This is a genomic window from Rhizobium sp. YTUHZ044, assembly GCF_051123975.1.
Lineage (GTDB): Bacteria > Pseudomonadota > Alphaproteobacteria > Rhizobiales > Rhizobiaceae > Rhizobium.
Map to the genome: position 1 here is coordinate 238,504 of NZ_CP101430.1, position 25,296 is coordinate 263,799.

At 61.3% G+C, this 25,296-nt stretch carries 23 protein-coding genes; 12 read left to right on the forward strand and 11 right to left on the reverse strand.

Annotated features, from left to right (window positions below):
* Positions 1-103 precede the first annotated feature (103 nt).
* The 4 genes from NL154_RS30580 to NL154_RS30595 all read left to right on the forward strand — a co-directional run bounded on the left by NL154_RS30580 (position 104) and on the right by NL154_RS30595 (position 3,972).
* Complete coding sequence (locus NL154_RS30580) at positions 104-292, forward strand: hypothetical protein (RefSeq protein ID WP_020922905.1); 189 nt, start codon at positions 104-106, stop codon at positions 290-292.
* A gap of 410 nt (positions 293-702) precedes the next feature.
* Entirely contained in the window at positions 703-2,199 is a 1,497-nt protein-coding gene (locus NL154_RS30585; protein ID WP_434734584.1) for a DUF4153 domain-containing protein, read from the forward strand.
* Between the two features lie 46 nt (positions 2,200-2,245).
* Positions 2,246-2,950 (forward strand): response regulator transcription factor, encoded by a 705-nt coding sequence (locus NL154_RS30590; protein WP_221155717.1) that lies wholly within the window; start codon positions 2,246-2,248, stop codon positions 2,948-2,950.
* Positions 2,950-3,972: a sensor histidine kinase gene (locus NL154_RS30595; RefSeq protein ID WP_221155718.1), complete on the forward strand. Its 1,023-nt coding sequence runs from the start codon at positions 2,950-2,952 to the stop codon at positions 3,970-3,972. The genes NL154_RS30590 and NL154_RS30595 overlap by 1 nt, the downstream gene beginning before the upstream one ends.
* A 13-nt stretch (positions 3,973-3,985) precedes the next feature.
* On the opposite strand, the gene NL154_RS30600 is transcribed toward NL154_RS30595, so the two are convergent.
* Complete coding sequence (locus NL154_RS30600; protein ID WP_210633501.1) at positions 3,986-4,624, reverse strand: TetR/AcrR family transcriptional regulator; 639 nt, start codon at positions 4,622-4,624, stop codon at positions 3,986-3,988.
* A 280-nt stretch (positions 4,625-4,904) separates the two neighbouring features.
* Here NL154_RS30600 and NL154_RS30605 point away from each other — a divergent pair, with 280 nt between their 5' ends.
* The 5 genes from NL154_RS30605 (at position 4,905) to NL154_RS30625 (ending at position 10,680) form a co-directional block, all read left to right on the forward strand.
* Entirely contained in the window at positions 4,905-5,468 is a 564-nt protein-coding gene (locus tag NL154_RS30605; protein WP_434734585.1) for a TRAP transporter small permease, read from the forward strand.
* 10 nt (positions 5,469-5,478) lie between these two features.
* Complete coding sequence (locus NL154_RS30610; RefSeq protein WP_434734586.1) at positions 5,479-6,759, forward strand: TRAP transporter large permease subunit; 1,281 nt, start codon at positions 5,479-5,481, stop codon at positions 6,757-6,759.
* A gap of 68 nt (positions 6,760-6,827) precedes the next feature.
* A complete protein-coding gene (locus tag NL154_RS30615) occupies positions 6,828-7,844 on the forward strand; it encodes a TRAP transporter substrate-binding protein (RefSeq protein ID WP_221155721.1) in 1,017 nt (338 codons plus the stop codon).
* A 63-nt stretch (positions 7,845-7,907) separates the two neighbouring features.
* Positions 7,908-8,768, forward strand: coding sequence for a shikimate dehydrogenase (locus tag NL154_RS30620; RefSeq protein WP_221102751.1), 861 nt, complete (start codon positions 7,908-7,910; stop codon positions 8,766-8,768).
* Between the two features lie 22 nt (positions 8,769-8,790).
* A complete protein-coding gene (locus NL154_RS30625) occupies positions 8,791-10,680 on the forward strand; it encodes a bifunctional sugar phosphate isomerase/epimerase/4-hydroxyphenylpyruvate dioxygenase family protein (protein WP_210633506.1) in 1,890 nt (629 codons plus the stop codon).
* 7 nt (positions 10,681-10,687) lie between these two features.
* On the opposite strand, the gene NL154_RS30630 is transcribed toward NL154_RS30625, so the two are convergent.
* The 3 genes from NL154_RS30630 to NL154_RS30640 form a co-directional block, all read right to left on the reverse strand.
* Positions 10,688-11,698 (reverse strand): LacI family DNA-binding transcriptional regulator, encoded by a 1,011-nt coding sequence (locus NL154_RS30630; RefSeq protein WP_210633546.1) that lies wholly within the window; start codon positions 11,696-11,698, stop codon positions 10,688-10,690.
* 125 nt (positions 11,699-11,823) lie between these two features.
* Positions 11,824-12,834 carry a zinc-dependent alcohol dehydrogenase family protein gene (locus NL154_RS30635; RefSeq protein ID WP_434734587.1) on the reverse strand — a complete coding sequence of 337 codons (1,011 nt, stop codon included), beginning with the start codon at positions 12,832-12,834 and terminating at the stop codon, positions 11,824-11,826.
* A 36-nt stretch (positions 12,835-12,870) separates the two neighbouring features.
* Entirely contained in the window at positions 12,871-13,641 is a 771-nt protein-coding gene (locus NL154_RS30640) for an L-iditol 2-dehydrogenase (protein ID WP_210633508.1), read from the reverse strand.
* Between the two features lie 273 nt (positions 13,642-13,914).
* Between NL154_RS30640 and NL154_RS30645 the strand changes: the two genes are divergently transcribed.
* Positions 13,915-14,898 (forward strand): tagatose kinase, encoded by a 984-nt coding sequence (locus NL154_RS30645; protein WP_221155724.1) that lies wholly within the window; start codon positions 13,915-13,917, stop codon positions 14,896-14,898.
* A gap of 3 nt (positions 14,899-14,901) precedes the next feature.
* The gene (locus NL154_RS30650; protein WP_221164468.1) at positions 14,902-16,170 is read left to right on the forward strand and encodes a D-tagatose-bisphosphate aldolase, class II, non-catalytic subunit; all 1,269 of its coding nucleotides are present in this window, start codon (positions 14,902-14,904) and stop codon (positions 16,168-16,170) included.
* A gap of 67 nt (positions 16,171-16,237) precedes the next feature.
* Here NL154_RS30650 and NL154_RS30655 read toward each other — a convergent pair whose 3' ends face one another.
* The 7 genes from NL154_RS30655 to otsB form a co-directional block, all read right to left on the reverse strand.
* A complete protein-coding gene (locus NL154_RS30655; protein WP_210633511.1) occupies positions 16,238-17,002 on the reverse strand; it encodes an SDR family NAD(P)-dependent oxidoreductase in 765 nt (254 codons plus the stop codon).
* A gap of 41 nt (positions 17,003-17,043) precedes the next feature.
* On the reverse strand, positions 17,044-17,772 hold the full coding sequence (locus NL154_RS30660) for an SDR family oxidoreductase (RefSeq protein WP_210633512.1): 729 nt from the start codon (positions 17,770-17,772) through the stop codon (positions 17,044-17,046).
* Between the two features lie 25 nt (positions 17,773-17,797).
* Positions 17,798-19,054, reverse strand: a complete 1,257-nt coding sequence (locus NL154_RS30665) for a sugar ABC transporter permease (protein ID WP_434734588.1) — start codon at positions 19,052-19,054, stop codon at positions 17,798-17,800.
* On the reverse strand, positions 19,054-19,872 hold the full coding sequence (locus tag NL154_RS30670; protein ID WP_434734589.1) for an ATP-binding cassette domain-containing protein: 819 nt from the start codon (positions 19,870-19,872) through the stop codon (positions 19,054-19,056). The genes NL154_RS30665 and NL154_RS30670 overlap by 1 nt, the downstream gene beginning before the upstream one ends.
* A gap of 65 nt (positions 19,873-19,937) precedes the next feature.
* Positions 19,938-21,011 carry an ABC transporter substrate-binding protein gene (locus NL154_RS30675; RefSeq protein ID WP_434734590.1) on the reverse strand — a complete coding sequence of 358 codons (1,074 nt, stop codon included), beginning with the start codon at positions 21,009-21,011 and terminating at the stop codon, positions 19,938-19,940.
* Between the two features lie 204 nt (positions 21,012-21,215).
* Positions 21,216-22,100, reverse strand: coding sequence for an AraC family transcriptional regulator (locus NL154_RS30680; protein WP_210633516.1), 885 nt, complete (start codon positions 22,098-22,100; stop codon positions 21,216-21,218).
* A gap of 199 nt (positions 22,101-22,299) precedes the next feature.
* Entirely contained in the window at positions 22,300-23,079 is a 780-nt protein-coding gene (gene otsB, locus NL154_RS30685) for a trehalose-phosphatase (protein ID WP_434734591.1), read from the reverse strand.
* Between the two features lie 123 nt (positions 23,080-23,202).
* Between otsB and NL154_RS30690 the strand changes: the two genes are divergently transcribed.
* Positions 23,203-24,276, forward strand: coding sequence for an ROK family protein (locus NL154_RS30690; RefSeq protein WP_434734592.1), 1,074 nt, complete (start codon positions 23,203-23,205; stop codon positions 24,274-24,276).
* The last annotated feature ends 1,020 nt before the right edge of the window (positions 24,277-25,296 follow it).

Genomic DNA, 25,296 nt, shown 5'->3' on the forward strand with positions numbered 1-25,296 from the left:
TTTTTATATGCGCCGTTCCTCAATGATTGGCAGACATAACCCTTTTTAGCTAGTTCTTATAAAAGATCGGCAGGCGTAGTCTCGATGTTCGGAGGACACGCCCTTGACCGAACACATCGAACCCAAGCAAATCGAAACGGACGATCTGACGAAAGTCTGGTCCGTAACCGAGTTCTGCGCTCGCCATCGGATAGATGTCGAGGAGCAAGCGTTGTTGCTCAAACTCTTCGGACCATTCGCGACAGCCTGCGAGTTGCTCCATAATGCCAGGCGTGCGCCTCGATACCGATGAGGTCCTCGCTCGCCGACCGGCGATATTCCCCGCTTCCTTAATCGATCTCGACTTGCCATCCCGGGAACCGGCAGAAGCACCACCTGATCGGGTGGCCTTCGTTGTCGTGCTTCCGAGGGATTGGTGAATTCCCATCCGCCGTCACGCCCGCTGTGAGCTGGAGCGCCCCTCCATGACCTCCCGGATCGGACAATCTCCTGAATTGCTCCTCACTCTCTGCACAAAATCTGCAATCCGGCGCGGCATCTTCCCGCCATGAGCAAAAATGATATCCCGCCGCGCCTCACATCGCCCACCTTGCCGGATCGCCTCCGCGAGGACGGGTGGTGGCTGATCGAGGTTCCTATCGAGGCAAGGTCGGGAAATAGGCTCGTCGTGATCGAAAAACGGCATTTGCGAGAGGAGCACCAATGGACGCAGCCGAGATCCTGACACCACCGATGCGCATCAGGCGCGGCAGCGGCCGGGTCGCCGCTCTGCTTGCGCTGGTGGCGCTTGCCGACTTTCTGATTTTTGGCCACACCCCCGGGATCAATCTTTTCCTCTTTGCTGTTGCGGTCTGCGTCGGCATTCAGTTCTCGGCGCGCAAGCCGCCATCGCCTTCGACGGCGGCTCTTCTCGTGAGCTTTCTGGTCCTGGCTGCGGCTCCCCTGCTGGAAGCGACCTCACTCACGGGCCTTGCCTTTTGCCTCGGCGCGCTGATGTTGGTTGCTCTCATCAGCGCCAAGCTCATGCCTCGCCGGCCAACCGCGCTGCCTCTGGTATTTTGCCGTTTCGCACTTGTCATTCCCTTGCGACTTGTCGGGGATATCAGGAAATATCTTGCGACACCGGGTAAACATCTATCCCTAACCGGCGTTCAGCAGAGCATTGCCCTCTGGATCATGCCTCTCGCTCTCGCCGCGGTCTTCGTGTCTCTCTTTGCGGCTGCGAACCCGCTTATCGAGATCGCGTTGCGGAGCATCGATTTCGGCATTCTGCTGCAGTTCCTCGACCCTTGGCGGATCGGCTTCTGGTTGATGACCGCCATCGTGGTTTGGGCGATGCTGCGGCCGCGTTTGAAGCGGCGTGATGCGCGGTCGCAGGCCGGCAGGGCGTTCATGATCGTGCCCTCCAAAAATGCGCCGCTCGGCCACGCCTCGCTGCTGCGGTCGCTCGCCCTGTTCAATGCCGTCTTTGCCGTGCAGACACTCCTTGATCTCGTCTATCTCTGGGGCGGCGCGGATCTGCCGGATCACATGAGTCATGCCGAATATGCACATCGCGGCGCCTATCCGCTGATCGCGACGGCGCTTCTGGCAGCCGGCTTTGTCCTCGTTGCCATGCGACGCGGCGGCCCCGGCGATTATAGTCTGCTCATCCGCGGCCTCGTCCACGCCTGGATCGCCCAGAACGTCCTTCTCTGCCTGTCGTCGATGCTGCGCCTTGGACTTTACGTCGAAGCTTATTCGCTGACGGAGTTGCGTGTCGCCGCCGGCCTCTGGATGGGGCTCGTCGCCATCGGTCTCATGCTGATCCTGCTGCGCATTCTGCTCAATCGATCCAACCAGTGGCTGATCGCCGCCAACCTCGCCTCTCTCGTGACGGTCCTCTACATCAGCGCCTTCATTGATTTCCCGGCGTTCATCGCCCGCTTCAACGTCAAGCATAGCCAGGAGATCAGCCAGGAAGGCCCGCCGCTCGACCTTGCCTATCTCTCCTCGCTTGGCCCCTCCGTCATTCCGGCGCTCGATCTTTATCTCAGCATGCTGCCGGAACACCTGATCGACCGGAGGAGCGAAGCGGTGACAGTTCGGTACTACCTCGCCAGGAATTTCGGAATGCGCCGGAGTGATTGGCGGAACTGGACCTTCCGGGCGGCGCGGCTGGAGAGCTATCTTCTGGCCCCTGCAGCCATTGCAAGATAGGACGAGAACGATAACAACAGGCACGACAACCAGTACAGGACCGGTGATGGCGCCCCGCATTCTCGTCGTCGATGACGAGCCTCATATCCGCGATGTGATTTGCTTTGCTCTCGATCGTGCCGACTTGGCATCGATGGCGGCCCGCAACGGCACCGAGGCGATGGCGGCTTTCCGCCGCGGCAACATCGATCTGATCATTCTCGACATCGGTATGCCCGGTATGGACGGTCTAGAAGTCTGCCGTCAGATCCGCACGACGTCAGGATTGCCGATCCTGTTTCTGTCCGCGCGCGACGAGGAGATTGACAGGATATTGGGGCTCGAAATCGGCGGGGACGACTATGTGACGAAGCCTTTCAGCCCGCGTGAACTCGTGGCGCGGGTGAAGGCGATCCTGAAGCGCAGTGGCAGTGAAGCGGGGCCTGACAGGCGCCACGCCACGCTCGTCGCCGGCGAGCTCAGCCTGGATCGCGCCGGCAGGACCGTTATGTTCGGCAAGTGCGCTATTGCGATGACGGCGCTCGAATTCGGCATCCTGGACGCATTGCTGTCACGGCCCGGTATGGTCTTCAGCCGCGAGCAATTGATGGAGGCGGCCTACGGCGCCGGCACCTATGTCGCCGATCGCACGATCGACAGCCATATCCGCAATATCAGGGCCAAATTCGCTGCCGCCGGCGGCTCCGGGGTCATCGCAACGGTTCACGGCATCGGCTTCAAGCTCGGCGGTGAAATCGGGAGGAAGGCGTGATGCCTGCGCCGAAGGTCAGGGTGAAATGGCGGCCGCCGCTGGCGCTGATCGTCTACGCGGTGCTTCTCACGGTGATGGCGCTGCCTGTCCTGATCGTCATCTGGTTTCGCGCCACCGAGGCGAGCGCGAACCGGATGGAGCCGGTGGAGATCATCGCCCTCGTCGTCGTCCTCGTGCTGACGCTCGCCGTCGCCTATGTGCTGACGCGCACCATCACCGGTCCCATCGACGCCCTGATCGCCCGGACGGATGAGATCGCCCGCGGCGGCAAGGCAGCAATCCGTCCGCTTGAAAGCTATGGAACGCGGGAGATCGCCGTGTTGTCGCAGAGTTTCCTCGATCTCGCGGGAAAACTGGTCGACCGCACCGAATATGTCCGCTCCTTTGCCGCACATGTGTCCCACGAATTGAAATCGCCGCTGACGGCCATTCGGGGCGCGGCGGAGCTTCTGCGCGATGATGATGCCGACAGGGCAATGACGAAGGCGCAACGCCTGCACTTTCTGGACAACATCGCCGCCGACGCTGTCCGTCTCGACGCATTGCTGCAGCGGCTGAGGGAACTTGCGCAGGCGGAAATGCCGATGACCGGGGGCGGAAGCAGCATTGCAAGCGTCATGGCCCTACTGCGCCAGCGATTTCCCGCTCTTGATATCTCAGGGACAGGCGATACGGAGACATTGATTGCGCTTCCCGACGAGGCGGCCATCATCGTCTTCGCCAACCTTGCCGCCAACGCCCTTCAGCACGGCGCCGCGCTGCTTGAATTCACAGTGTCGGCCGACGCCCGAACAGCACTCATTCTCGTCCGTGACGACGGCGGCGGTATTTCCGAGGCAAACCGCGACCGCATCTTTCAGCCGTTCTTCTCGACCCGCCGCGAAGAGGGCGGCACCGGCATGGGGCTCGGCATCGTCCATGCCATGCTCAGCTCCCACGGCGGCACGATTCACCTTCGGCAGACGACCGGCGCCGGCGCCGAATTCGAGATTGCGATACCCTTGCTTTCCCAGCGCGGCTGAGGAGACCGCGCCGTCAGCTTTTCAGATAGCTGACGACGGCATCGGCGATCATTCCGCGATGGCGTTCGATGGTGTCACCGTCCGAGAGGTTGCGCCGGAAGATCGTGCCGAACGTATAACGGTTCGAGACGCGGAAGAAGCAGAAGGCGCTGATCATCATATGGATGTCGATCGGGTCGGCCTTCCGCCGGAAAACACCCTGGTCGAAGCCGCGCTGCAAAATGCCGGCGATGGTTTCGATGACCGAGACGTTGAGATCGCGGATCGCCTCGGAGCGAAGCATATGGGCGGCATGATGGATGTTCTCGATGCTGACGAGACGGACGAAATCGGGATTAGCCTCGTCGTGATCGAAGGTCGTCGAAATCAGCGTCCGCAACGCCTCTTCCGGCTCGAGATTGGACAGATGCAGATCGGATTCCAGCGAGCGTATCTTGCGGTAGGACTGCTCGAGGACGGCAAGATAGAGCCCTTCCTTGCTGCCGAAATAATAATAGATCATCCGCTTCGAGGTGCGCGTCTTCTCGGCGATCGCGTCGACGCGGGCGCCGGCGAGCCCATGGGTCGAGAATTCCTCGGTTGCGACGAGGAGGATATCTTCCTTCGTCTGCTGTGGATCGTTCTTTCGGCCGTTTTCGCCCCGTTCCGCCATGAGCCTGATTGCCGATCCTCTAACTTATTGTCGTGCATAAGGAATTCAGACTGTGGGCGGCGTTCGACGCGAACGTCTCCATCTGTCTTTCCGTCAGTCTTATTCACCTTGACCGCATGTTTCAATAGATGACGCTTGACATACGAACTAGTTAGTACATTTTAGAGGCGCGACAATGGAGGAATTGATCGCGACCGCAATTGTTCGGTCACGGCACGCTTTCGCATGTCTGACGGATGGTCGGCGGACGGCCTGAACAAGGCCGGGCTTGGAGGAGCGAATGACCCGTATTATCGACTTTTATTTCTTCGCACTGAAAGCGACGATCGCCCTGTTGCTGGCGGGCATGGTCGTCCTCGTCTTCGGGAACGTCGTACTACGTTATGCCTTCAACCAAGGCATCACCTCGTCGGAAGAGCTGTCGCGCATCTTTTTCATATGGCTTACTTTCCTCGGCGCGGTGGTGGCAATGCGCGAGCATGCCCATCTCGGCGTCGACTCCCTCATCGTCCGCCTCCCGAGACCCCTCGCCAAGCTCGCCGTGCTCCTCGGCTATGGAATGATGCTGGTCGCCACCTGGCTGATGATCAGCGGCAGCTGGGCCCAGACGCAGATCAACCTTCACGTCTCGGCACCGGCGACGGGCATTTCGATGGGCGTCTTCTACGGCGCGGGGCTCGCCTTTGGCGTGCCGGCCTTTTTCATCCTTCTCTGGGACGCTTTTGCCATCGTGACCGACCGCATTGACGTGACGACCGCTGAGCTCGTGCGCGACAGCGAGGAACAGGCGACACTCGAGGATCCCGCGCAGACGGCCTTCCGCGTTCTGAAGCCGAAACACTGAGGAGCGCGTCATGACCGTCACGATCTTCCTCGGCGCCCTTCTCGGCCCCATGGCGCTCGGCGTTCCGATCGCCTTTGCCCTCATCATCACAGGCGTGGCGCTGATGATGTATCTCGGCATGTTCGATGCGCAGATCGTCGCGCAGAACGTGCTGAACGGCGCCGACAGCTTTCCGCTGATGGCCGTGCCTTTCTTCCTTCTCGCCGGCGAGGTGATGAACACAGGCGGCCTTTCGCGCCGCATCGTCAATCTCGCCATGGCCATGGTCGGCCATATCAGGGGCGGCCTTGGCTTTGTCGCCATCTTCGCGGCCTGTGTGCTGTCGAGCCTTTCCGGATCGGCCGTCGCCGATGCGGCCGCGCTTGGCGCCCTGCTCTTCCCGATGATGCTGAAATCGGGCCATGATCCGGCTCGCGCCGGCGGCCTGCTCGCTTCCGCCTCGATCATCGGCCCGATCATCCCGCCCTCGATCGGCTTCATCCTTTATGGCGTCATCGGCGGGGTCTCGATCACCAAGCTGTTCCTGGCCGGCATTTTCCCAGGCCTGATGATCGGCGCGGCCCTTTGCGTCACCTGGCTGATCGTGGCGCGCAAGGAGCAGTTCGCCCTGCCGCCGAAGCAAAGCAGCGCGGTGCGGATGAAGGCATTCGCCGAGAGCATCTGGGCGCTGATGCTTCCCCTGTTCATCATCTTCGGCCTGAAGTTCGGCGTGTTCACGCCGACCGAAGCCGGCGTCGTCGCGGCTGTCTATTCGCTCTTCGTATCGATGGTCGTCTATCGGGAACTGCCGCCGTCGCGGCTGTTCGAGGTCTTCGTCGCGGCCGCGAAAATCACCTCGGTGGTGATGTTTCTGGTGGCCTGCGCCGCCGTTTCGGCCTGGCTGATCACCGTCGCCGACGTGCCTGGCGAACTCGCCGCTCTCGTCGAACCGCTTATGGATAATCAGACACTGCTGCTGCTTGCCATCATGGTGCTGATCGTCGTCGTCGGTACCGCCATGGACATGACGCCGACGATCCTGGTCATGACGCCGGTGTTGATGCCCATCATCAAGCAGGCGGGAATCGATCCTGTCTATTTCGGCGTGCTGTTCATCATCAATAATTCGATCGGGCTGATAACGCCACCGGTCGGTACAGTGCTCAACGTCATCTGCGGCGTGTCGAAGCTTTCGATGGAGGATCTGATGAAGGGCGTCGTTCCCTTCATGATCGCCGAACTGATCGTTCTCTTTCTGCTCGTCCTTTTTCCCACACTGGTGACCGCGCCGGTCGCCTGGTTCGGGCACTGACTTCGCTTGCGGCGATGGAATTTCAACATGGCCGGAGGGAGATGCCGGCCTCATCCTGGGAGGAAAACATGCTGACTAGATTGACGAAACTGGTTCTGGGGCTGGCCCTGCCGATTGCCCTCCTGGCGAGCAGCCCTGTCATGGCCGAAATCCGCGAACACAGCATCAAATTCGCGGCTGCCAACAACAAGGGCCATCCCCAGGTGATGGGGATGGAGAAATTCGCCGAGCTGATGAAGGAAAAGAGCGGCGGCAAGATCGAGGTCAAGCTGTTTCCGGGCGGCGTACTCGGCGGCGACGTCCAGACCGTGTCGGCGCTGCAGGGCGGCGTGATCGAGATGACGGTGCTCAATGCCGGCATTCTCGCCAGTAACGTCAAGCAGTTCGGCGCGGTTGACCTTCCGTTCCTCTTCAACAGCGGCGAAGAGGCCGACAAGGTGATGGACGGCGCCTTCGGCACTGACCTGATGAAGCTCCTGCCCGACACCGGCCTCGTCGGTCTCGGCTATTGGGAGCTCGGCTTCCGCAACCTCACCAACAACCGTCATCCCGTCACCAAGCTCGAGGATATCAAGGGCCTGAAGATCCGCACGATCCAGTCGCCGATCCCGATCGAACTCTTCAACAGCCTCGGGGCCAATGCCGTGCCGCTGCCCTATACGGAACTGTATACCGCGCTTGAGACCGGCACCGTCGACGGCCAGGAGAACCCAGCCGCCAACATCATAAACGCCAAGTTCTTCGAAGTGCAGAAGTACATGACGATTACCCGTCACCAGTACAATCCGCAGATCGTGCTCATCAGCAAGAAGTTCTGGGACGGCCTGAACGATGAGGAAAAGGCGGTCTTCCAGTCCGCCGCGACGGAAGCCCGCGACTATCAGCGCAAGGTGTCCAGGGAAAAGGATGCCAACGCGATCGCGGAAATCAAGAAGACCGGCATGGAAGTCGCCGAACTCAGCCCCGAAGAGACGCAGAAGCTGCGCGACGCCGTCAAGCCGCTGATCGACAAGTTCACGGCTGAGATCGGCGCGGAGACCGTCACGCAGCTCTTCAAGGAACTCGACACGGTTCGCGGCAAGTAAGCGGAACCGGGCCCGCAGCGATCCTGAGGGCCTTTCCCACCACGAGCAAACGGGACCTGGCGCATGGCCGAGACACTGCTGAAACCGCTGAAGGCCGGGCTGATCGGCTCCGGCATCCAGGCCTCGCTGACGCCTGCCATGCATATGGAGGAAGGTGCGGCCCAGGGGCTGGATTACGATTATGAGCTGATCGATCTCATCAAGCTGAACGCCTCGCCGGCCGATCTTCCGCGGCTGGTCGCGGATGCCGAAGCGCGCGGCCTTGCCGGCCTCAATATCACCCATCCCTGCAAGCAGCTCGTCATTGCGCTGCTCGACGAACTGTCGCCGGAAGCCCGGGCGCTCGGCGCCGTCAATACCGTCGTCCTGAAGGACAACAGGCGCTTCGGGCATAATACCGACTGGTGGGGCTTCGCCGAGAGTTTCCGGCGCGGACTGCCGCAGGCCGATCTTTCCTCGGCCGTGCAGCTCGGAGCAGGCGGAGCGGGTGTCGCAACCGCCTATGCGATCCTGACGCTCGGCCTGAAGAGACTGACGGTCTTCGATCGCGAGCATGAGCGCGCCGTCGATCTGGCGGAAACGATGTCCCCGCTCTTTCCCGATGCGTCGATCACCGCCGGCGGCGACCTCGAGGCAGCGATGAAGGCGGCATCCGGCTTGATCCACGCGACGCCGACCGGCATGGCCAAATATCCCGGCACGCCGCTTCCGCCCGAACTCCTGGAAAGGCGGCATTGGGTTGCCGAAATCGTCTACTTCCCCCTGGAGACAGAGCTATTACGGCAAGCGAGGCAGCGCGGCTGCCGGACGCTTGATGGCGGCGGCATGGCGGTCTTTCAGGCGGTCGGCGCCTTTCGCGTGATTACCGGCAGGGAGCCGAATGCCGGTCGCATGCTTGCGCATTTCAAGACCATGACGACTTAACGCTCTCGCAAGGACCACTGCGATGAAGACATCGATTGCGACTGTTTCGCTGAGCGGCGACCTCCGCGACAAGCTGGAGGCGATCGCCAAGGCGGGTTTCGACGGGGTGGAGATCTTCGAGAATGATTTCCTGATTTTCGACGAAAGCCCGAAGGAGGTCGGCCGGATGGTGCGCGATCTCGGCATGGAGATCACGCTCTTTCAGCCGTTTCGTGATTTCGAAGGCATGCCGGAGCCGCTGCGCAGCCGCACCTTCGACCGGGCGGAGCGCAAGTTCGACCTCATGCAGGAAATGGGCACCGATCTCGTGCTGGTCTGCTCCAACGTCTCGCCGGCATCACTCGGCGGTCTCGACCGGGCCGCGGCGGATTTTCGTGAACTCGGCGAGCGCGCCGCCAAACGCGGCCTGCGCGTCGGCTATGAGGCGCTCGCCTGGGGCCGCCACATCCACGACCATCGCGATGCCTGGGAGATCGTCCGGCGGGCCGATCATCCCAATATCGGCCTGATCCTCGACAGCTTTCATACCCTCTCGCGCAAGATCGACGTCAATTCGATCCGGTCGATCCCGAAGGAAAAGATCTTCATCATCCAGCTTGCCGATGCGCCGCTGATCGACATGGACCTGCTCTATTGGAGCCGGCATTTCCGCAACATGCCGGGTGAAGGCGACCTGCCGGTGCTCGACTTCATGAAGGCTGTGGCGGCAACCGGCTATGACGGCTATCTCTCGCTGGAGATCTTCAACGACCAGTTCCGCGGCGGTTCGCCGAACGCGATTGCCGTCGACGGCCGCCGCTCGCTGCTCTACCTCGGCGACCAGGTGAAGCGCCAGCAGCCGGAGAGCGCACTGCTGGTGCCTTCAATGCCGCCGCGCGCTGCCGTCGAGGGCGTCGCTTTCGTCGAGTTCACCGCCGACGAGGACGAGGCGCGGGAACTCGAGGCGCTGTTTGCAAGCCTTGGTTTCCGGCAGGCGGCGAGACACAAGACCAAGCGAGTGGCGGTTTTCCGCCAGGGTGCCATCAATCTCGTGATCAACACCGAGCCAAAGGGCTTTGCCAGCGCCTCCTACGCCGTCCACGGCACTTCCGCCTACGCCGCGGGCTTGATGGTCGACGATGCCAAGGCAGCCTTGCAGCGCGCGCTCGCACTTGGCGCCGAACGGTTCGAACAATCGCTGGATACAGGCGAGATCGAAATGCCGGCGGTGCGCGGCGTGGGTGGCGGCGTCCTCTATTTCCTCGACCGCAAGACCGAGCTTGGCCGCATTTGGGAGATCGAATTCGATGCGGTCGAGGATGATGCCGCTCCGCAGCCGGCGGGGCTGCAATCGATCGATCATATGGCGCAGACGATGAAATATGAGGAACTGCTGACCTGGCTGCTGTTCTACACCTCGCTCGTCGAGGCTGAGAAGACGCCGATGGTCGATATCGTCGATCCCTCCGGCATCGTCCGCAGCCAGGTGGTGGAGAACAGCGAAGGATCTTTGCGCATCACCATGAACGGGGCGGAAAACCGCAACACGCTCGCCGGCCGCTTCATCGCCGAGACCTTCGGCTCCGGCATCCAGCATCTTGCCTTCAGGACCGACGACATCTTCGCCACTGCCGCTGCCCTTGCCGGCAACGGCTTCGTTGCGCTGGCGATTTCGCCGAACTACTATGACGATCTCGAAGCGCGCTTCGGCCTCGACGCCGAATTTGCCGATCGCCTCAAGGCCAACAACATCCTCTACGACCGCGATGACGCCGGCGAATATTTTCAGCTCTATAGCCCGACCTATGGCGAGGGCCTGTTTTTCGAGATCGTCGAGCGGCGCGGTTATCGTGGTTATGGCGCTGCGAACGCCATTTTCAGAATTGCGGCGCTGAGGAAACATCTGAGACCGGCAGGCCTGCCCCGCACCTGAGAGGCCATCAGGCTGAAGCCCGCAGCATCAGTTCGGCATTGAGAAGAATGCGGCCCGCCGGTGCGGCAGGCCCCTCCCCCTCGCCGAGCCTGTCGAGCAGCAGTTCGATCGCCAGCCGGCCGATCTCGCTATAGTTCTGCGCGACCGTTGTGATCGGGGGGCAGGCGTATCGGGACAGTGGATGGTCGTCGTGTCCGGCGACACGCAGGTCATGGTTGACGCCGTGGCCGACCTTGACGCCCAGCTGGTAAGCGGCGGCGATAACGCCGAAGGCGACGCGGTCGTTGGCGCAAAGCACGGTGCGCGTCGGGAAGCCCTGGCCCGACGTCAGGATGCGGGTCGCCTCCTCGAAGCCGAAGCGCTCGAAGTCCCAGCTCTTGCTGTCGGCAAGCTCGACAATGCTGGGCGCCATGCGGAACTGCTCCATCGCCTCCAGGTACGCCGTCTGGCGCGTCAGGGCGTTGGTGTTGACATGCGGCATGCCGAAATAACAGGGCGGCTCGCCCGAGCGGCAGAGATAGTCGACGATGAGGCTGAAACTCTGGCGATTGTTAGTGCCGACGAAAGAGGACGTCTCGTCGAGCGGCGAGTCCACATAGATGAGGGGCACGCTGCGGCCGAGTTCGTCGAGCGTCGCATGGTGGGATTCGACGCCGAGCGGCGCGATGATCGCGCCGGCGACATTCATCGATTTCAGCGTCTTGATCGCCCGATCCTCCATCTCGGCCTTGCCGTCCGACGACAGGACGAAGGCGAGGAAGCCCGTCTCGTTGGCGATCATCTCGATGCGGCGGGTGAGCGCCATGTAAAAGGGATCGGTGGAATTGGGAATGATGACGCCGAGAATGTTGCTGCGCCGCCGGTTGAGATTGACGGCAAACATATTGGGCCGGAACCCCGATTTCTTCAGGGCCTGTTCGATCGTTTCCCGGGTCTTCTGGCGCACAGACATCGGGTCGCTGAAATATTTGGAGACGGTGGGACGCGACAGGCCGACGAACTCCGAAAAGTCCTCCATGGTTTTGATCGTCTTTGCCACCACCTGATCTCCTGACATGGCGTTTCTGACGGCTTTCTAGATGACTCATCGCCGAACGAAAAGCGGGTCCCTCGAGCGGCCGTGACGACGGCGATAGTTCAAGATTAATCGATGGAGAAGTGTACCTTCATCGTTGCCGGATCGACGGACTTCCTGGTGATGAAAGGCAACACCTCGCCGAGCGGCAGGCGATGGGAAACCAGCGCCGCCATCGCGCCCTCGTCCCGTTTGAGGATGGCAAGCGCCTCGGGAATGTTGCGGTTCAGCGAATGGGACCCGGCAAAACGGATCTGGCGGCGGAAGATCTCGAAGGGGGCGATGGAAACGCGCTGGTCGGGCGCACAGACGCCGAAGACGAGGATCGTGCCGCCATCGGCGGTAAAATCGATCGTGCCTTCGACGACTCGGGCGATCCCGGTCGCGTCGGCGACGAAATCGAAGGCCCGGCGGCGGTCCGCGAGCGCCTGGGAACCCGAGACGGCTATCCCCAGCCCCAGCTTTTCGGCAAAGGCGAGACGTCCCTCGTTGATGTCGGCGACCGTCACCGACGAGACGTCCTCGGCCTTCAGGGAAAGCGCGAGCAGCAGCCCGATCGGTCCGGCGCCGAAGACCAGAGCCGTTTCCGTTCCTGTCGGCCCCGCCCGCAGGCCGGCGCTGTTAAGGCCGTTCAAGACGCAGGCGAGCGGCTCGGCGAGTGCGGCGAGGTTGAAATCGAGATCGCCGATCTCATAGAGGTGATCGGTCCTGACCAGGCTGTATTCGGCGAAACCGCCGTTCTCCGTCACGCCGTAGGCCTTCAGGTCACGGCAGAGATTGGTCAGCCCCTTGCGGCAGGCCGAGCACTCTCCGCAAGGAAGATTGGGATCGACGACGACGCGGGCGCCGACGGCAAGGCCGCAGACATCGCCCGCGACGGCCTCGACCACGCCGGCATATTCATGGCAGGGAACCAGCGGGAAGCGGCCCGCGCCGTAACGACCGTGCAGGACGTCGATATCGGTATGGCAAAGGCCGGCCGCGCGCACGCGCACCAGCGCATGGCCGGGCCTCAGTTCCGGCAACGGCAGCGCCTTGGTGACCGCGACGCCCTTTTCGGTATAGCAGATGGCTTCCATTCCTCTGGCCCCTGGCTTGGGTGGCGGGTAGAGCGATCAACTCATCCAGTTGCCGCCATCGACATTGTAGGTCTGGGCAAGAATGTAATCGCTGTCGGCGGAAGCCAGGAAGACGGCCAGGCCTTTGATGTCGTCAGGTGTCGCGAAACGGCCGATCGGAACCGATTTGGCAACGGCGGCCTTCTTCTCGCCGGGCTTCAGGCCCTCCCACTTGGCGAAATGGGCATCGACGATATCCCAATGCTCGCCGTCAACGACGCCGGGTGCAATGGCATTGACGTTGATGCCGTATTTCACCAGCGCAAGTGCTGCCGACTGCGTCGCCGAGATGATGGCGGCCTTAGAAGCGCAGTAAAGAAGCACGAGCGCCTCGCCGCGGCGGCCGGCCTGGCTCGCCATGTTGATGATCTTGCCGCCCCTGCCCCGCTTGATCATGACGTTCGAGACGGCCTTCATCATGAAGAGCGGTCCCTTCAGATTGACGGAGAAGACACGGTCATAACTTTCCTCACTGATCTCGTTCACGGGCGCCATGTCGAAGATGGCGGCGTTGTTGATCAGGATGTCGATGCCGTCGAACTCCGCATCGATCGTCTCGACGAGGGTCTCGATCGCGTTGAGGTCTGTAACGTCAAGCTGCATCGCCTTGGTTGCAGGGCCGATCGCCGCGGCGGATCTCGTCGCCCGATCAATGTCGATATCGGCGATGATGACTTTGGCACCCTCCTTGACGAAGGCTTCGGCGAAGCCCAGTCCGATACCGCGGGCCCCGCCGGTAATCAGGGCGATTTTGTCTTTCAGGCGCATTTCCATCTCCATTGAGGCACGCATGATATTATCATGCGTAAACTTTGTATCCGCTTGTCCATGTCTGCTGTCAACCGTGTTCAAGAGATTTCAAGTCCAAATGCGGCACCAACTGTCATTTTACTCTATATGACAGACCCTGACTTAGTTTCTGCGACGCAATATAATTGTTGTCGCGAGGCAAGTATTTCTTGACTGCTGTGGTAGGGAGCGATAGGCCGAATGGCGCGTACAAAGACGCGGCATTGATCCGCGGAGTGAAGGAGATTGCGGATGCCGTCACGTCCCAGGACAGTTGCGCCAGAGACGCTCGGGCCAACGATCACGATCGGCGAAATTCTGGTGGAGATCATGGCGACCACCGTCGGTACCGGCTTCCTGGAGCCGCAATCCCTGACGGGGCCCTATCCAAGCGGCGCGCCGGCCATTTTCATTGATCAGGTTGCGCGTTTGGACGGTGCCGCCGGCATCATCGCCAGCGTCGGCAATGACGATTTCGGGCGGCTGAATGTCGAGCGTCTGCGGCGGGACGGCGTCGACGTCTCCGCTATTGCCATCAGCGCCGACTGGCCGACGGGCAGCGCTTTCGTCCGCTACCGGCAGGACGGCGCCCGCGATTTCGTCTTCAACATCGCCAGATCCGCCGCCGGTCAGATCGCCCTGACGCCGGCCGCCGAGACGCTCGTTCAGCGGGCCGGCCATGTGCATGTCATGGGAACGGCTCTTTCCATCCCCGGTGCCCGAGAGGTGGTTCTTTACGCCATTGAGACGGTGCGCGCTCGCGGCGGGTCGGTTTCCCTCGACCCCAATCTCCGTAAGGAATTGCTGACGGATGGCGACGCTCTGAAAAGCTTCGACAAGGTGCTTGCAGCGGCCGACCTATTACTGCCATCAGGCGACGAGCTTTTCACCGCCGCTGGAATAACCGACGAGGCCTCGGCTGTCGCAAGGCTGCTGGAGCGGGGTATCGGCGAAATCGTCCTGAAGCGGGGCGAGCAAGGTGCATCCTTCTTCACCCACGACCTCGCGCGCGTCGATTGCGCCGCCTTCGCTGTCGACGAGATCGATCCGACCGGTGCGGGCGACTGCTTCGGCGCAACCTATCTCACCTGCCGCCGCAAAGGCATGGCCCCCGGGGCCGCTCTTCTCCATGCCAACGCGGCCGGTGCTCGCAACGTGACCCGGCTCGGCCCGATGGAAGGCGTCTCGACCCTTGCCGAACTCACGGCTTTTATCGCCGAAACCCCGAGGAGATAGACGATGGACCGGATGTTGATCCGTCTTGCCGCCGCCCGGCGTGAAGGCAGACCCTTCGGCATCACCTCTGTCTGTTCCGCCCATCCCGTCGTACTCAGGGCCGCCATCCGACGGGCGGTGCGCGATGGTATGCCGGTCCTGATCGAGGCGACCTGCAATCAGGTCAACCATCTCGGCGGCTATACCGGGATGACACCGGAAGACTTCATCCGCTTTGCCGAGCGCATCGCTACCGAGGAAGGGCTCGACCGTCCGCAGATGATCTTCGGGGGCGATCACCTCGGTCCCAATCCGTGGCGCAAGGAGAAGCCGGAAGCAGCGCTCGCGAAGGCCGAGGCCATGATCGAAGCCTACGTCCGAGCGGGATTCAGCAAGATCCATCTCGATGCCTCGATGGGCTGCGCCGGCGAGCCGGCCGCACTCGACGACCGGACGATCGCCGAGCGCGCCGCACGATTGGCGCAGGTGAGCGAAAGGACGGCGAAGGCGGTCGGCGCGCCGCTGCCGCTTTATATTCTCGGCACCGAAGTTCCGGTGCCGGGCGGCGCCGACCATGCGCTGGAAGAACTTCGGCCGACCGCACCGGAGGCCGCCCGCGCAACGATCGCCATTCATCGCGAGATCTTTTCGCGCGCAGGATTGGAAGACGCCTTTTCCCGTGTCATCGCCTTCGTCGTCCAGCCGGGCGTCGAATTCGGCAGCGAGAACGTGATCGGCTACAGACCCGAGCTCGCGACTGAATTGACCGCCCTTCTCGACGAGGAACCGCAATTTGTCTTTGAAGCGCATTCCACGGATTATCAGACGCGCGATGCGCTGACGCGGCTGGTAAAGGACGGCTTTCCGATCCTGAAGGTCGGCCCGGGCCTGACCTTTGCGTTGCGTGAGGCCGCCTATGCGCTCGATATGATCGCCTCAGAGATGGTTGCCGGTTATGGCGATAGACCGCTTATGGCCGCGATGGACGCGCTGATGCTGTCGGCACCGGGCGACTGGCAGGCCCATTATCATGGCGACGAGACGGCTTTGCGTCTGCAGCGGCACTACAGCTACAGCGATCGTATCCGCTATTACTGGAACAAGCCGGAGGCCGACCGGGCGTTCGAGAATCTGCTCAGCGTGCTGCGCGGAAAGACGATCCCGGAGACGCTACTGCATCAGTATCTGCCGCAGATTTCGGCGGCCGAAGCCGGCGATCCCGAGACCATATTGATTACCGCGGTCGACAGTGTGCTGGCCGATTACCAGAGCGCTTGCGGCACGATGCCCTGAACTTTTCCGAGCAAAAAGGAGGACGCCTGGCTGCCGGGCCGCGAATCCGCCCTTCCCTCTCCGACGCTTACCGCGTCGTATAGCCACCATCGATCACCAGCACTTCGCCGGTGACATAGCTTGCGGCGGCCGAGCAGAGGAACAAGGCTGCACCCGCCACCTCCTCCGGCTGCCCGACACGGCCCATTGGCGTCATGCTGCGCCAGGTCGGGAACCAATCCGGATTGGCGATGCCGCCGCGCGACATATCGGTCTCGATATAGCCGGGAGCAATGGCATTGACGCGGATGTTCTCGGCGGCGACTTCGCTTGCCAGGCTCTTCGTCATCATATGGACTGCCGCTTTGGAGGCGTTATAAGCGACCTGATTCTGCGGAATGTTGGACACGATGCCGGAGATCGAGCCGATATTGAGGATGACGCCGCCGCCCTGGCGCCGCATCGGTGCAAGTGCTGCGCGGCAGGCGCGAAAGACGGCGTCGACATTGACAGTCATGATCTCGCGCCAGATGGCATCGGAGAATTCCCCACTGTCGCCATGAATGGCGATGCCGGCATTGTTGACGAGGATATCGAGCCGACCCGCCCGTGAGAGTATCTCGGCAATGAGCCTATCGGCAGCATGGTCTGTCATCATGTCGGCGACGACGAAATCGCGATCGACGCCGGCCTTGGCCAGCCGGTCTTCCGCCGCCGCGCTGCGGGTTCTCCCGCTGATGAAGACTTTGGCGCCCGCCTCGCCGAGTGCCTCGGCGATCGCCAGGCCGATGCCGCGCGTGCCGCCGGTCACAAGCGCCACCTGTCCGTTCAGGCGAAATCTGTCGAAGATCATGGCCGTTTCCTTTCTGTGGCTATGGGGGCTGGCGCATCTGCTCAGATGTCGGTGCTCTGCGGCAGAATGACGAGGTCGCGGATCGTGACGTTGCGTGGGCGCGTCAGCATGAAGAGCACCGCTTCGGCCACTTCTTTCGGCTCCATCAGACCACCGGCGGCGAGCGCCTCGTCGAGCTTCTCCTGCGGCCAATCGCTCAGAAGAGCGGTCACGACAGGCCCTGGCGCGACGGCGCCGACCCGCAAACCATGCTTGGCAACCTGGCGCCGGAGGGTGTGGACGAAGGCCTGGACCGCGTGTTTGGAAGCCGTATAGATCGGCTCCCAGACCACCGGGATCATCCCGGCGACCGAACTCGTCAGGATGATATCGCCGGTCTTGCGTCCGACCATATGCGGCAGGACGGCATGCACCGAGCGAAATGCGGCGTTGATGTTCAGGTTGAGCATGCGATCCCAGGCGTCAGGATCGCCGTCAAGCACTTCACCGCCGATATAGGAGCCGGCATTGGCATGGAAAATGTCCAACTGGCCCGCTTCCTCCAGAATAGCGGGCATCATCTGCGCCACGCTTTTTGGATCCAAGAGATCGACGACCAGGGGAATTGCCTTTTCGCCGAGTTTCGAGCAGACATCCCTCAACGCCTCTTCGTTGCGGTCGATCAGCACGACGCGGGCGCCTGATGCAAGCACGGTCCTGGCGCACTCCAGGCCGATACCCGACGCCGCCCCAGTGACGGCCGCGACTTTTCCAGACAGATCCTGTCCCATTTTCTTCCTCTGCTTTCCTGTTGATCTAGGCCCGGCCGTGTGAAATGCGCGAGCGGCGTGCCAGTGAGTCGACGATGACGGCGACGGCAAGAACGGCCCCCGTGATCATGTAACGAAGCGATGACGACAGATCGAGGAGCGTCAGACCGCTGGCGATCGACTGGATGACGATGATGCCGAGAAGGGCCGAATAGGCACTGCCGCGTCCGCCGAACAGGCTGGTGCCGCCGATGACCGCCGCAGCGATGGCGTTGAGATTGACGTCGCCGGTGCCCGCCTGCTGGCTGGCCGTCGCCAGTCGCGCTGCCGACAGCACGCCGCCGGTCGCGGCCAGCAGAGCGCACATGACGAAGGCGCTCGCATAGATGCGTGATACGTTGATGCCCGATCGGCGGGCCGCCTCCCTGTTGCCGCCGACGGCATGCATGGAGCGGCCCCACTTCGTGCGGGTCAGCGCATAGTTCATCGCTGCGACCAGGCCGACGAACAGGCCAAACATCCATGGAATGCCGCGGGACTGGTTGAGATAGAAGGCGACCGCTTCCAGAGCGACGGTGATGATGACGGCACGCAGAAGCAGTCCGCCAACCGATTTCGAGGACAAGCCGGCCGCCCGTCGGCGCGCCGCCGTGCGGTAGCTCGCGAAGAAGAAGCCAAAGCCCGCAACCGCCACCAGCAGATAGGCGACCGGGTCGGGCATGACCATGATCTGGCCGAAGTTCACCAGCCACGACCCATAGGGAAGATTGATCGAACCGGTTGCTCCGAGCATATACAGCTGCAGGCCGAGAACCGCGAGCAGTCCGGACAGCGTGGAGACGAAGCTCGGCATCCCGAAGCGGTTGAACAGGAACGCGTAGAGCGAGCCGATCAGAGCGCCGACGATCATCGCGGCGAGCACCGCCGCGACCACCGGCCAGCCCTGATTGACCCAGAAGACGCCGGTGAGCGCCGAGGCGAAGCCGCTGACCGAACCGACGGAGAGATCGATCTCGCCGACCATCAGGATGCAGACGATACCGAGCGAGATGACGCCGACCGTCGAGCAGTCGAATAGCATGTTCACGAGGTTGGCGCTGGAGAGAAACACCGGATTGAGCGCCTGGAAGACCGTCCAGATGATCGCTAGGCCGACGATGACAGGCAGCGAGCCGAGGTCGCCCGAGCGGATGCGGTCCCAGAAGGCGCGGACCGACCCGGCAAGGCTGTCGTCATGGCGCACTCTTTCGTCGCGCCGGTCGAGAAGCGCGGGTGATGCCGGTTCGTTCTGAATGGTCTTCATTATGGCCTTCCCTCCTCATTCTCTTGGCTCTGTGCCTTGCGGCGCATGGCGCGGCGGGAGACGGAATTGTTGGATGCGCCGGTAATCGCGCTGACGAGCTCTTCGTTGGATGCGTCGGGCATGAAGGTGCCGTTGTTGCGGCCGAGCCGAAGGACGACGATACGGTCGGCGACGGCCCGCACATCCTCCATGTTATGGCTGATCATGATGACGCCGAGGCCGCGTTCACGCACGCGTTCGATCAGATCCAGTACCTCGGCGGTCTGGGCAACGCCGAGTGCGGCGGTGGGTTCGTCGAGCATGATCAGTTTCGGTTCGAGCAACAGCGACCGGGCGATCGCTACTGTTTGACGCTGGCCCCCGGAAAGCGAAGCGACGGGCTCACGCACGCTCGGGATCCGCGCGGAAAGTTCGTTCAGAAGCTTCCAGGCGCGGATCTCCATCGCGACCTCGTCGAGCTGGAAGGGATTGAGCTCCTTTCCGAGAAAGATGTTGGCGACGACGTCGAGATTTTCGCACAGCGCCAAATCCTGGAACACGGTCGCAATGCCCAGATTGAGCGCAGCGCTGGGGCTCGATAAATCTGCCTGTTGGCCCTCGAACAGGATGGTGCCCGAGGTTGGCTGGTGCACGCCGGCCAGGATCTTGACCAGCGTCGATTTGCCGGCGCCATTGTCGCCCACTAGCGCCACGACTTCACCGGCATGCACATCGAGTTCGATATCGGACAGCGCCGACACCGCTCCGAAATTCTTCGAAATTCCACGCAGGCTGAGGACGGGCTGGCGGGACTCAAATTGATAAGAGGTTTCAGACATCGCCTGGTCTTTCGGAAAAAGCGAAATCGGAAGCGCGACCGATGGCGGTCGCGCTTCCCTTTGGATTATTTGGTGATGCCGAGCTTCTTGCAGCCGTCTGCGTAACGGCCGGTGCAGAGTTCTTCGGCGGTGTTGATCTTCTTGTCGATGATCTCGGCCTTCAGGTTTTCGGCAGTGACGACGGCGGGCACGAAAAGCTGGGCGGGCGTGTCGTAGAGCGTCATCTCGGCCTTGATTGTCTCACCTGTCAACAGCTTCACGGCGACATCGGCAGCGGCAGCGGCGACGATTTCGCTCGGCTTGGAGATCGTGTTGTACTGATCCCCGGATATGATGAGCTGCAGCGCGGCGATCGTCGCGTCATTGCCGGTCACCGGCGGCACCGGATCGACACCGGCTGCCTTGAAGGCTGCGATGGCACCACCGCCGGTGCCGTCATTGGCGGCGACGACGCCGACGATCTGCTTTCCGAAACGCGTGATCTGTCCGGCGGCCCATTGCTGGGCGTTCGCCGGCTGCCAGTTCGGCGTATCGAATTCGGCAAGCGTCTTGTATCCGCCGCTCGCCAGACCCTCATGAATGCCGTCCTTGATCAGCCCGGCAGCGGCATCGGTCGGCGAGCCGTTGATCTGCAGAATGCCGCCGCCGCCAGTCGGCACGTTCTTGGCCTTCAGATGCTGGACCAGCGACTCCGCGATCGCCTTGCCGATCGCCTTATTGTCGAAGGAGACGTAGAAATCGGCCTTGCCCTTCGGGATCGGGCGGTCATAGGCGATGACCTTGACGCCCTGACTCTGAGCGAGTTGAACGAGAGAGGCTGCCGCGGCCGAATCCACCGGATCCAGCACGATGACCTTGGCGCCCTGGGTGATCGCCGAATTGAACTGTTGCTGCTGTTTGGCGATATCGGCATCGGCATTCTGATAGATGACCTTGCAGGACGCACAAAGCTTCTTCATTTCGGCGACGAAGCCCGGATGGTCGTGCTCTTCATAACGGGTCGAGCCCTGGTCGGGCATAAGGAACGCGACGGTTGCATCCGCCACCGCGCTTTGTGCAAAGGCGGAACTCCCGCCGAGCAAGGACAGCATAAGTGCCGCGGCGCCTACCGCTCTTGTCGAAAATTTCGTCATTTCCATCTCCTCCCATTGGAAAAAATCGTGTAGTGCATGATTGCAGTGTTCTGCTGTGCCGTTCGGCTGAATGAGCGGCTGTGCCTGTCCCGGCTGTTTCTGAGGACAAGCGTCTCCTTTCGCGAGCAGCTCCTCGCGCGCTCACGTTCAAGCCTGCGTCAGTTTTCGCTCCTCCTCCTTGTCCTCCCCTATTGCCGTCTTCGGCGGACCTTATGCCGCCTTCGCCACGTTGATATTGTCACCCAACAATCGCCGGAAGCGGGATGGCGTCATGCCTTTTTCCGCGAGAAACTGGCGGTTGAAGTTGGACAGATTGTTGAAGCCGACCTCGAAGCAGATGTCGGTGATCGACGCATGCTCGTCGCTCATCAGGATCTGGCAAGCGAGATTGATGCGCAGGCGTTTCACATATTGCACGAGCGACATGCCGGTATGGCGGCGGAAAGCGCGTGAGAAGGCGCCTGTGGACTGTCCGGCAATTTCAGCGAGATCGGTTTCGTCGAAGGATTTCGTCAGATTTTCTCTGATATAGGCGAGCGCCTTATTGATGCCGGCCGACATATAGCCCGAGGGGTCGGGCAGATAGCTGGGGCTTGCGAGAAGCTGGGCATCCTGCGCCCGGCTGAGCAGCCCGACGATCATCATGAAGAGCTCGATACGGCGTACGCCCTGGGCCTGCTGCACCTCGTTCATCAGAGGCGCCGCCTGCCGGCTGGTCTCAGTGCCGAAGAGCACGCCCCGGCGGGACGCTTCGAGGACCGGCTCGAAGGGATTGAGCTCGGGCAGCACCTTCATCGTGTCGCTGATGAAATTCTCACTGAACTGGATTAGCTGGCATCGAAGCGGAATGCTCGATCCCTTCGGGACGTCGCTGATCCAGTTGTGAGGAAGATTGGGGCCGGCCAGCACCAGATTGCCCGGTTCGAACTCGCCGATGAAATCGCCGACGAAATAGCGTCCTGTGGTCGCCACGACGAGATGCAGTTCATATTCCGGATGAAAATGCCAGCGAACGGTGTGATAGGGATAGCCATGCGCCTTCGTTGCGAAGGATTCGCCCGGTCTGATCTGAACGACTTCCAAGTCAGGTTCCATCGTTTCCTCCTCCGAGGGGCGGTTCTACGTCCGCCTGCCAAATTCCCTTTTGGCTTTATTATTATGACGAGTGTAGTGGGCTCGCTTCATGCCCGCCACCACGATTCCCGGCCAAAACCGATACTTTTTTGATGATTGATGCAACGCAGGCGGCGCAAAGACGACGGGAATCTGCCCTTGAGACCGTCTGAAATTCATCTCAGGCGGCCAGGGCGGCAATGACATTCCTGACCAGTGCAGCCGAAGACAGCCGGCTCGTGGCGCAGCTCGGGGCGCCGATGGCCCCGACACGCACGGAGACGCCGCCGCGCGCATTGGCGATCGCAAACATCGACTCGTCGGTCAAATCATCGCCGATAGTAATGGGGCAGCGGTTCTTGAAAGGATCTGACTGAAAAAAGCGCTCCAGCGCATCGCCCTTGCTCGACCGTGCCGGTCGCAACTCGAACACCCTTTTACCGAGCTGCAACGCCCAGTTCGGTCCGGCCAGCTCCGCATAGTGATGCATGCGCTCCTCGAGCACTTTCTCATATTCGGGCGCCAGCCGGTAGTGCGCGGCAACGGCGGCACCCTTATCCTCTATCAGAACTCCCGGATAATGTTCGGCTTCGGCGGTCAATGCATGCTTCAGTGCCTGGAACTCGGGGGTCGCCTCGACCGTATGCATTCCGGCGGCGCTCCTGATCTCGGCGCCATGCAGGCCTGCGGTTGGAAATGCAAAGGGCTTGAACAGCTCGTCTGCATAAGCAAGCGAGCGCCCGGTGACCAGCGCCAAGGCGCCGCCGAGCTTGTTGGAAAGGCGATGAAGGTGTCCGGGCAGGTCCTCTGGGACCTCAATCGCATCCGGTGTCGGTGCAAGATTGAGCAGTGTTCCGTCGATGTCGAGGAACATCGCCCAATGATCAGGTTCCTCCAGCACCATTGAAAGCATTTCCTGGGTAGCGGTGTCGTTCTGCACGGCATCCTCCAAACTTTGCAATCAGTGAAGCTAGGTCGCCCGCCGGCAAGGACAAGATGACGTCGGCGGCACGGGAACATCCAAAGGCAGGTCAGCGTTTAATCTCGCCGCCCGTTCAAGCACTCGCGCCGCAAAGGTAAATCGATGGCCAAAAGCAATTCCAAGAATAGCGAGGAGGTCATCGCGCCGTTGGCGCATGGCGCGACTGTTTTGCCGCTGGTGACGATCGACGACTACAACAATGAACTGCGTGACAAGAACGGCTTTGTTGGCGACAACGCCAACAAGAAGACTTTCCAGCAGAAGCTCGACAATTGGAGAAAACATGTCCGCAAGTTCGGAGATGACCCGATCGGGAAGGTTTCGACAGCCAAGCTTTCCAAGAAAAAAATCGAGTCTCTGCTGAAAGGGGACGACATGGAGGCCGCCGCACTGGTCATGGGGGCGGTGGAGGACTTCGCGCAGGACTTTGCCGAGGTCATCAAAAAATTCCTCAAGGACGAGCGCTGGTCCAAGACCGAGCGCATCGTCGTCGGCGGCGGCTTCAGACAGAGCCGCTTCGGGGAACTGACGATCGCCAGGACCATGGTTCTGCTCAAGGCGGCCGGCATCAATATCGAGGTCGTCCCGATCGTCCACCATCCCGACGAGGCTGGGCTGATCGGCTCCGTCCACCTCATGCCTTCCTGGATGTTCAAAGGCTATGAGGCGATGCTGGCCGTCGATATCGGCGGCACAAACGTCCGTGCCGGAGTCGTCGAGTTCGGAAAGGAAAAAAAACCGCACTTCGCCGATGCGAGTGTCTGGGAATCAACGATCTGGCGTCACGCCGACGACGAGCCGAGCCGCAGTGCGACGGTAGAAAGGCTGGCGGCGATGTTGCAGGAACTGATCGATAAGGCAGAAAAGGCCAGTCTGAAGCCGGCCCCGATCATCGGGATCGGCTGTCCCGGTATCATCAAGGCAGACGGCTCGATCGAACGCGGCGGACAGAACCTGCCGGGCGGCAATTGGGAAAGCGACAGCTTCAACCTTCCCGCCGCACTGATGAAGGCCATCCCCGCAATCGGCGATCACAGCACATTCGTGATGATGCACAATGACGCCGTCGTGCAGGGCCTGTCGCAGATCCCTTTCATCGATGACGTATCGACATGGGCGGTACTGACCATCGGCACAGGGTTGGGCAATGCCCATTTCACCAATCGCGAGGGATGAAAGCGCGATAGCCCGACCAAGAACGGGAAAGCGGCCGGCAGAGCAGGTCGTCCTCCTCCGCGCGGACCGCAATATAGAGTCGGCCGGCGCTGCGTCACCTTATGGTAAATAACAGGTAAACAACGAGGAATTCCGTAGACGGAAGCAAATTCGCCCATAGGTTCCGCTAGGCAAGCGCAGGTTTCCGGAGGGGTAGGTCGATACGGGAGCGTTAACGATTTCGATCATACCTCTCCAGACATGATTCGCATAGCGCGAGCGTTTGCAATCCTCACGGTCGATGGTCGCAGCTGACTGTTCCAGTCTGCGCCCAACCGCAACTCGCGACTCCTCTAGTACGCATTGTCTGACCGGAACGCGGCCGTCGTATCCGCGGGCATGCCGTCGCATTGTCGCCGTCGCAAGCGCCATCTCGGGAGCGATGCTTGATTGAGCCCCTCTCCTTTTTCGCCGCACATGGAAAAGATGGTGATAAAGTCGGCGGGCGGTTCTCCGCCGGTTCAAATTGCGCTTATCTCTCCTTCACGCAAGCCCATATGCAGACGAAAGATGGAAGATGAACTTCAAGGGAATAAGCGCTCCGCTCAATGCCGGCCGTCTCGAACAAATGCTCGGGCTTGCCCCGTCACGTCGCGATCCCGAATCCCAAGATGGGAATGTCAAGTCTTCCGGCGTCGAGCCCGTCCGCGGCTTGGAGGCCGAAAGCCTCTGCCCTTCGTCTGCTTATAAATAGGAAGCGGCATTTACCTGGTCGGTCTGTGCCAAGCCCAGTTATCTCCGAGATGAGTCGGCGGTGCCTTCAGGTCCGTCGAGAACCTGCCGCGATATGTCGGGGCGGCTTTGGCGATGCGGGTTCGCCGCCGTTGTCAGCTGACAACTGCGCTAAGATTCCGGAATTCCACGTAATTTTTTCGACGAATTCAGTTTGTTATATATTGGCTAACCAAGAATTCGCTTGACGGAATCGCGAGACTCACGATCATTTGCGCAAAATTGCCCGATTTATCAGGATTTGCGTGA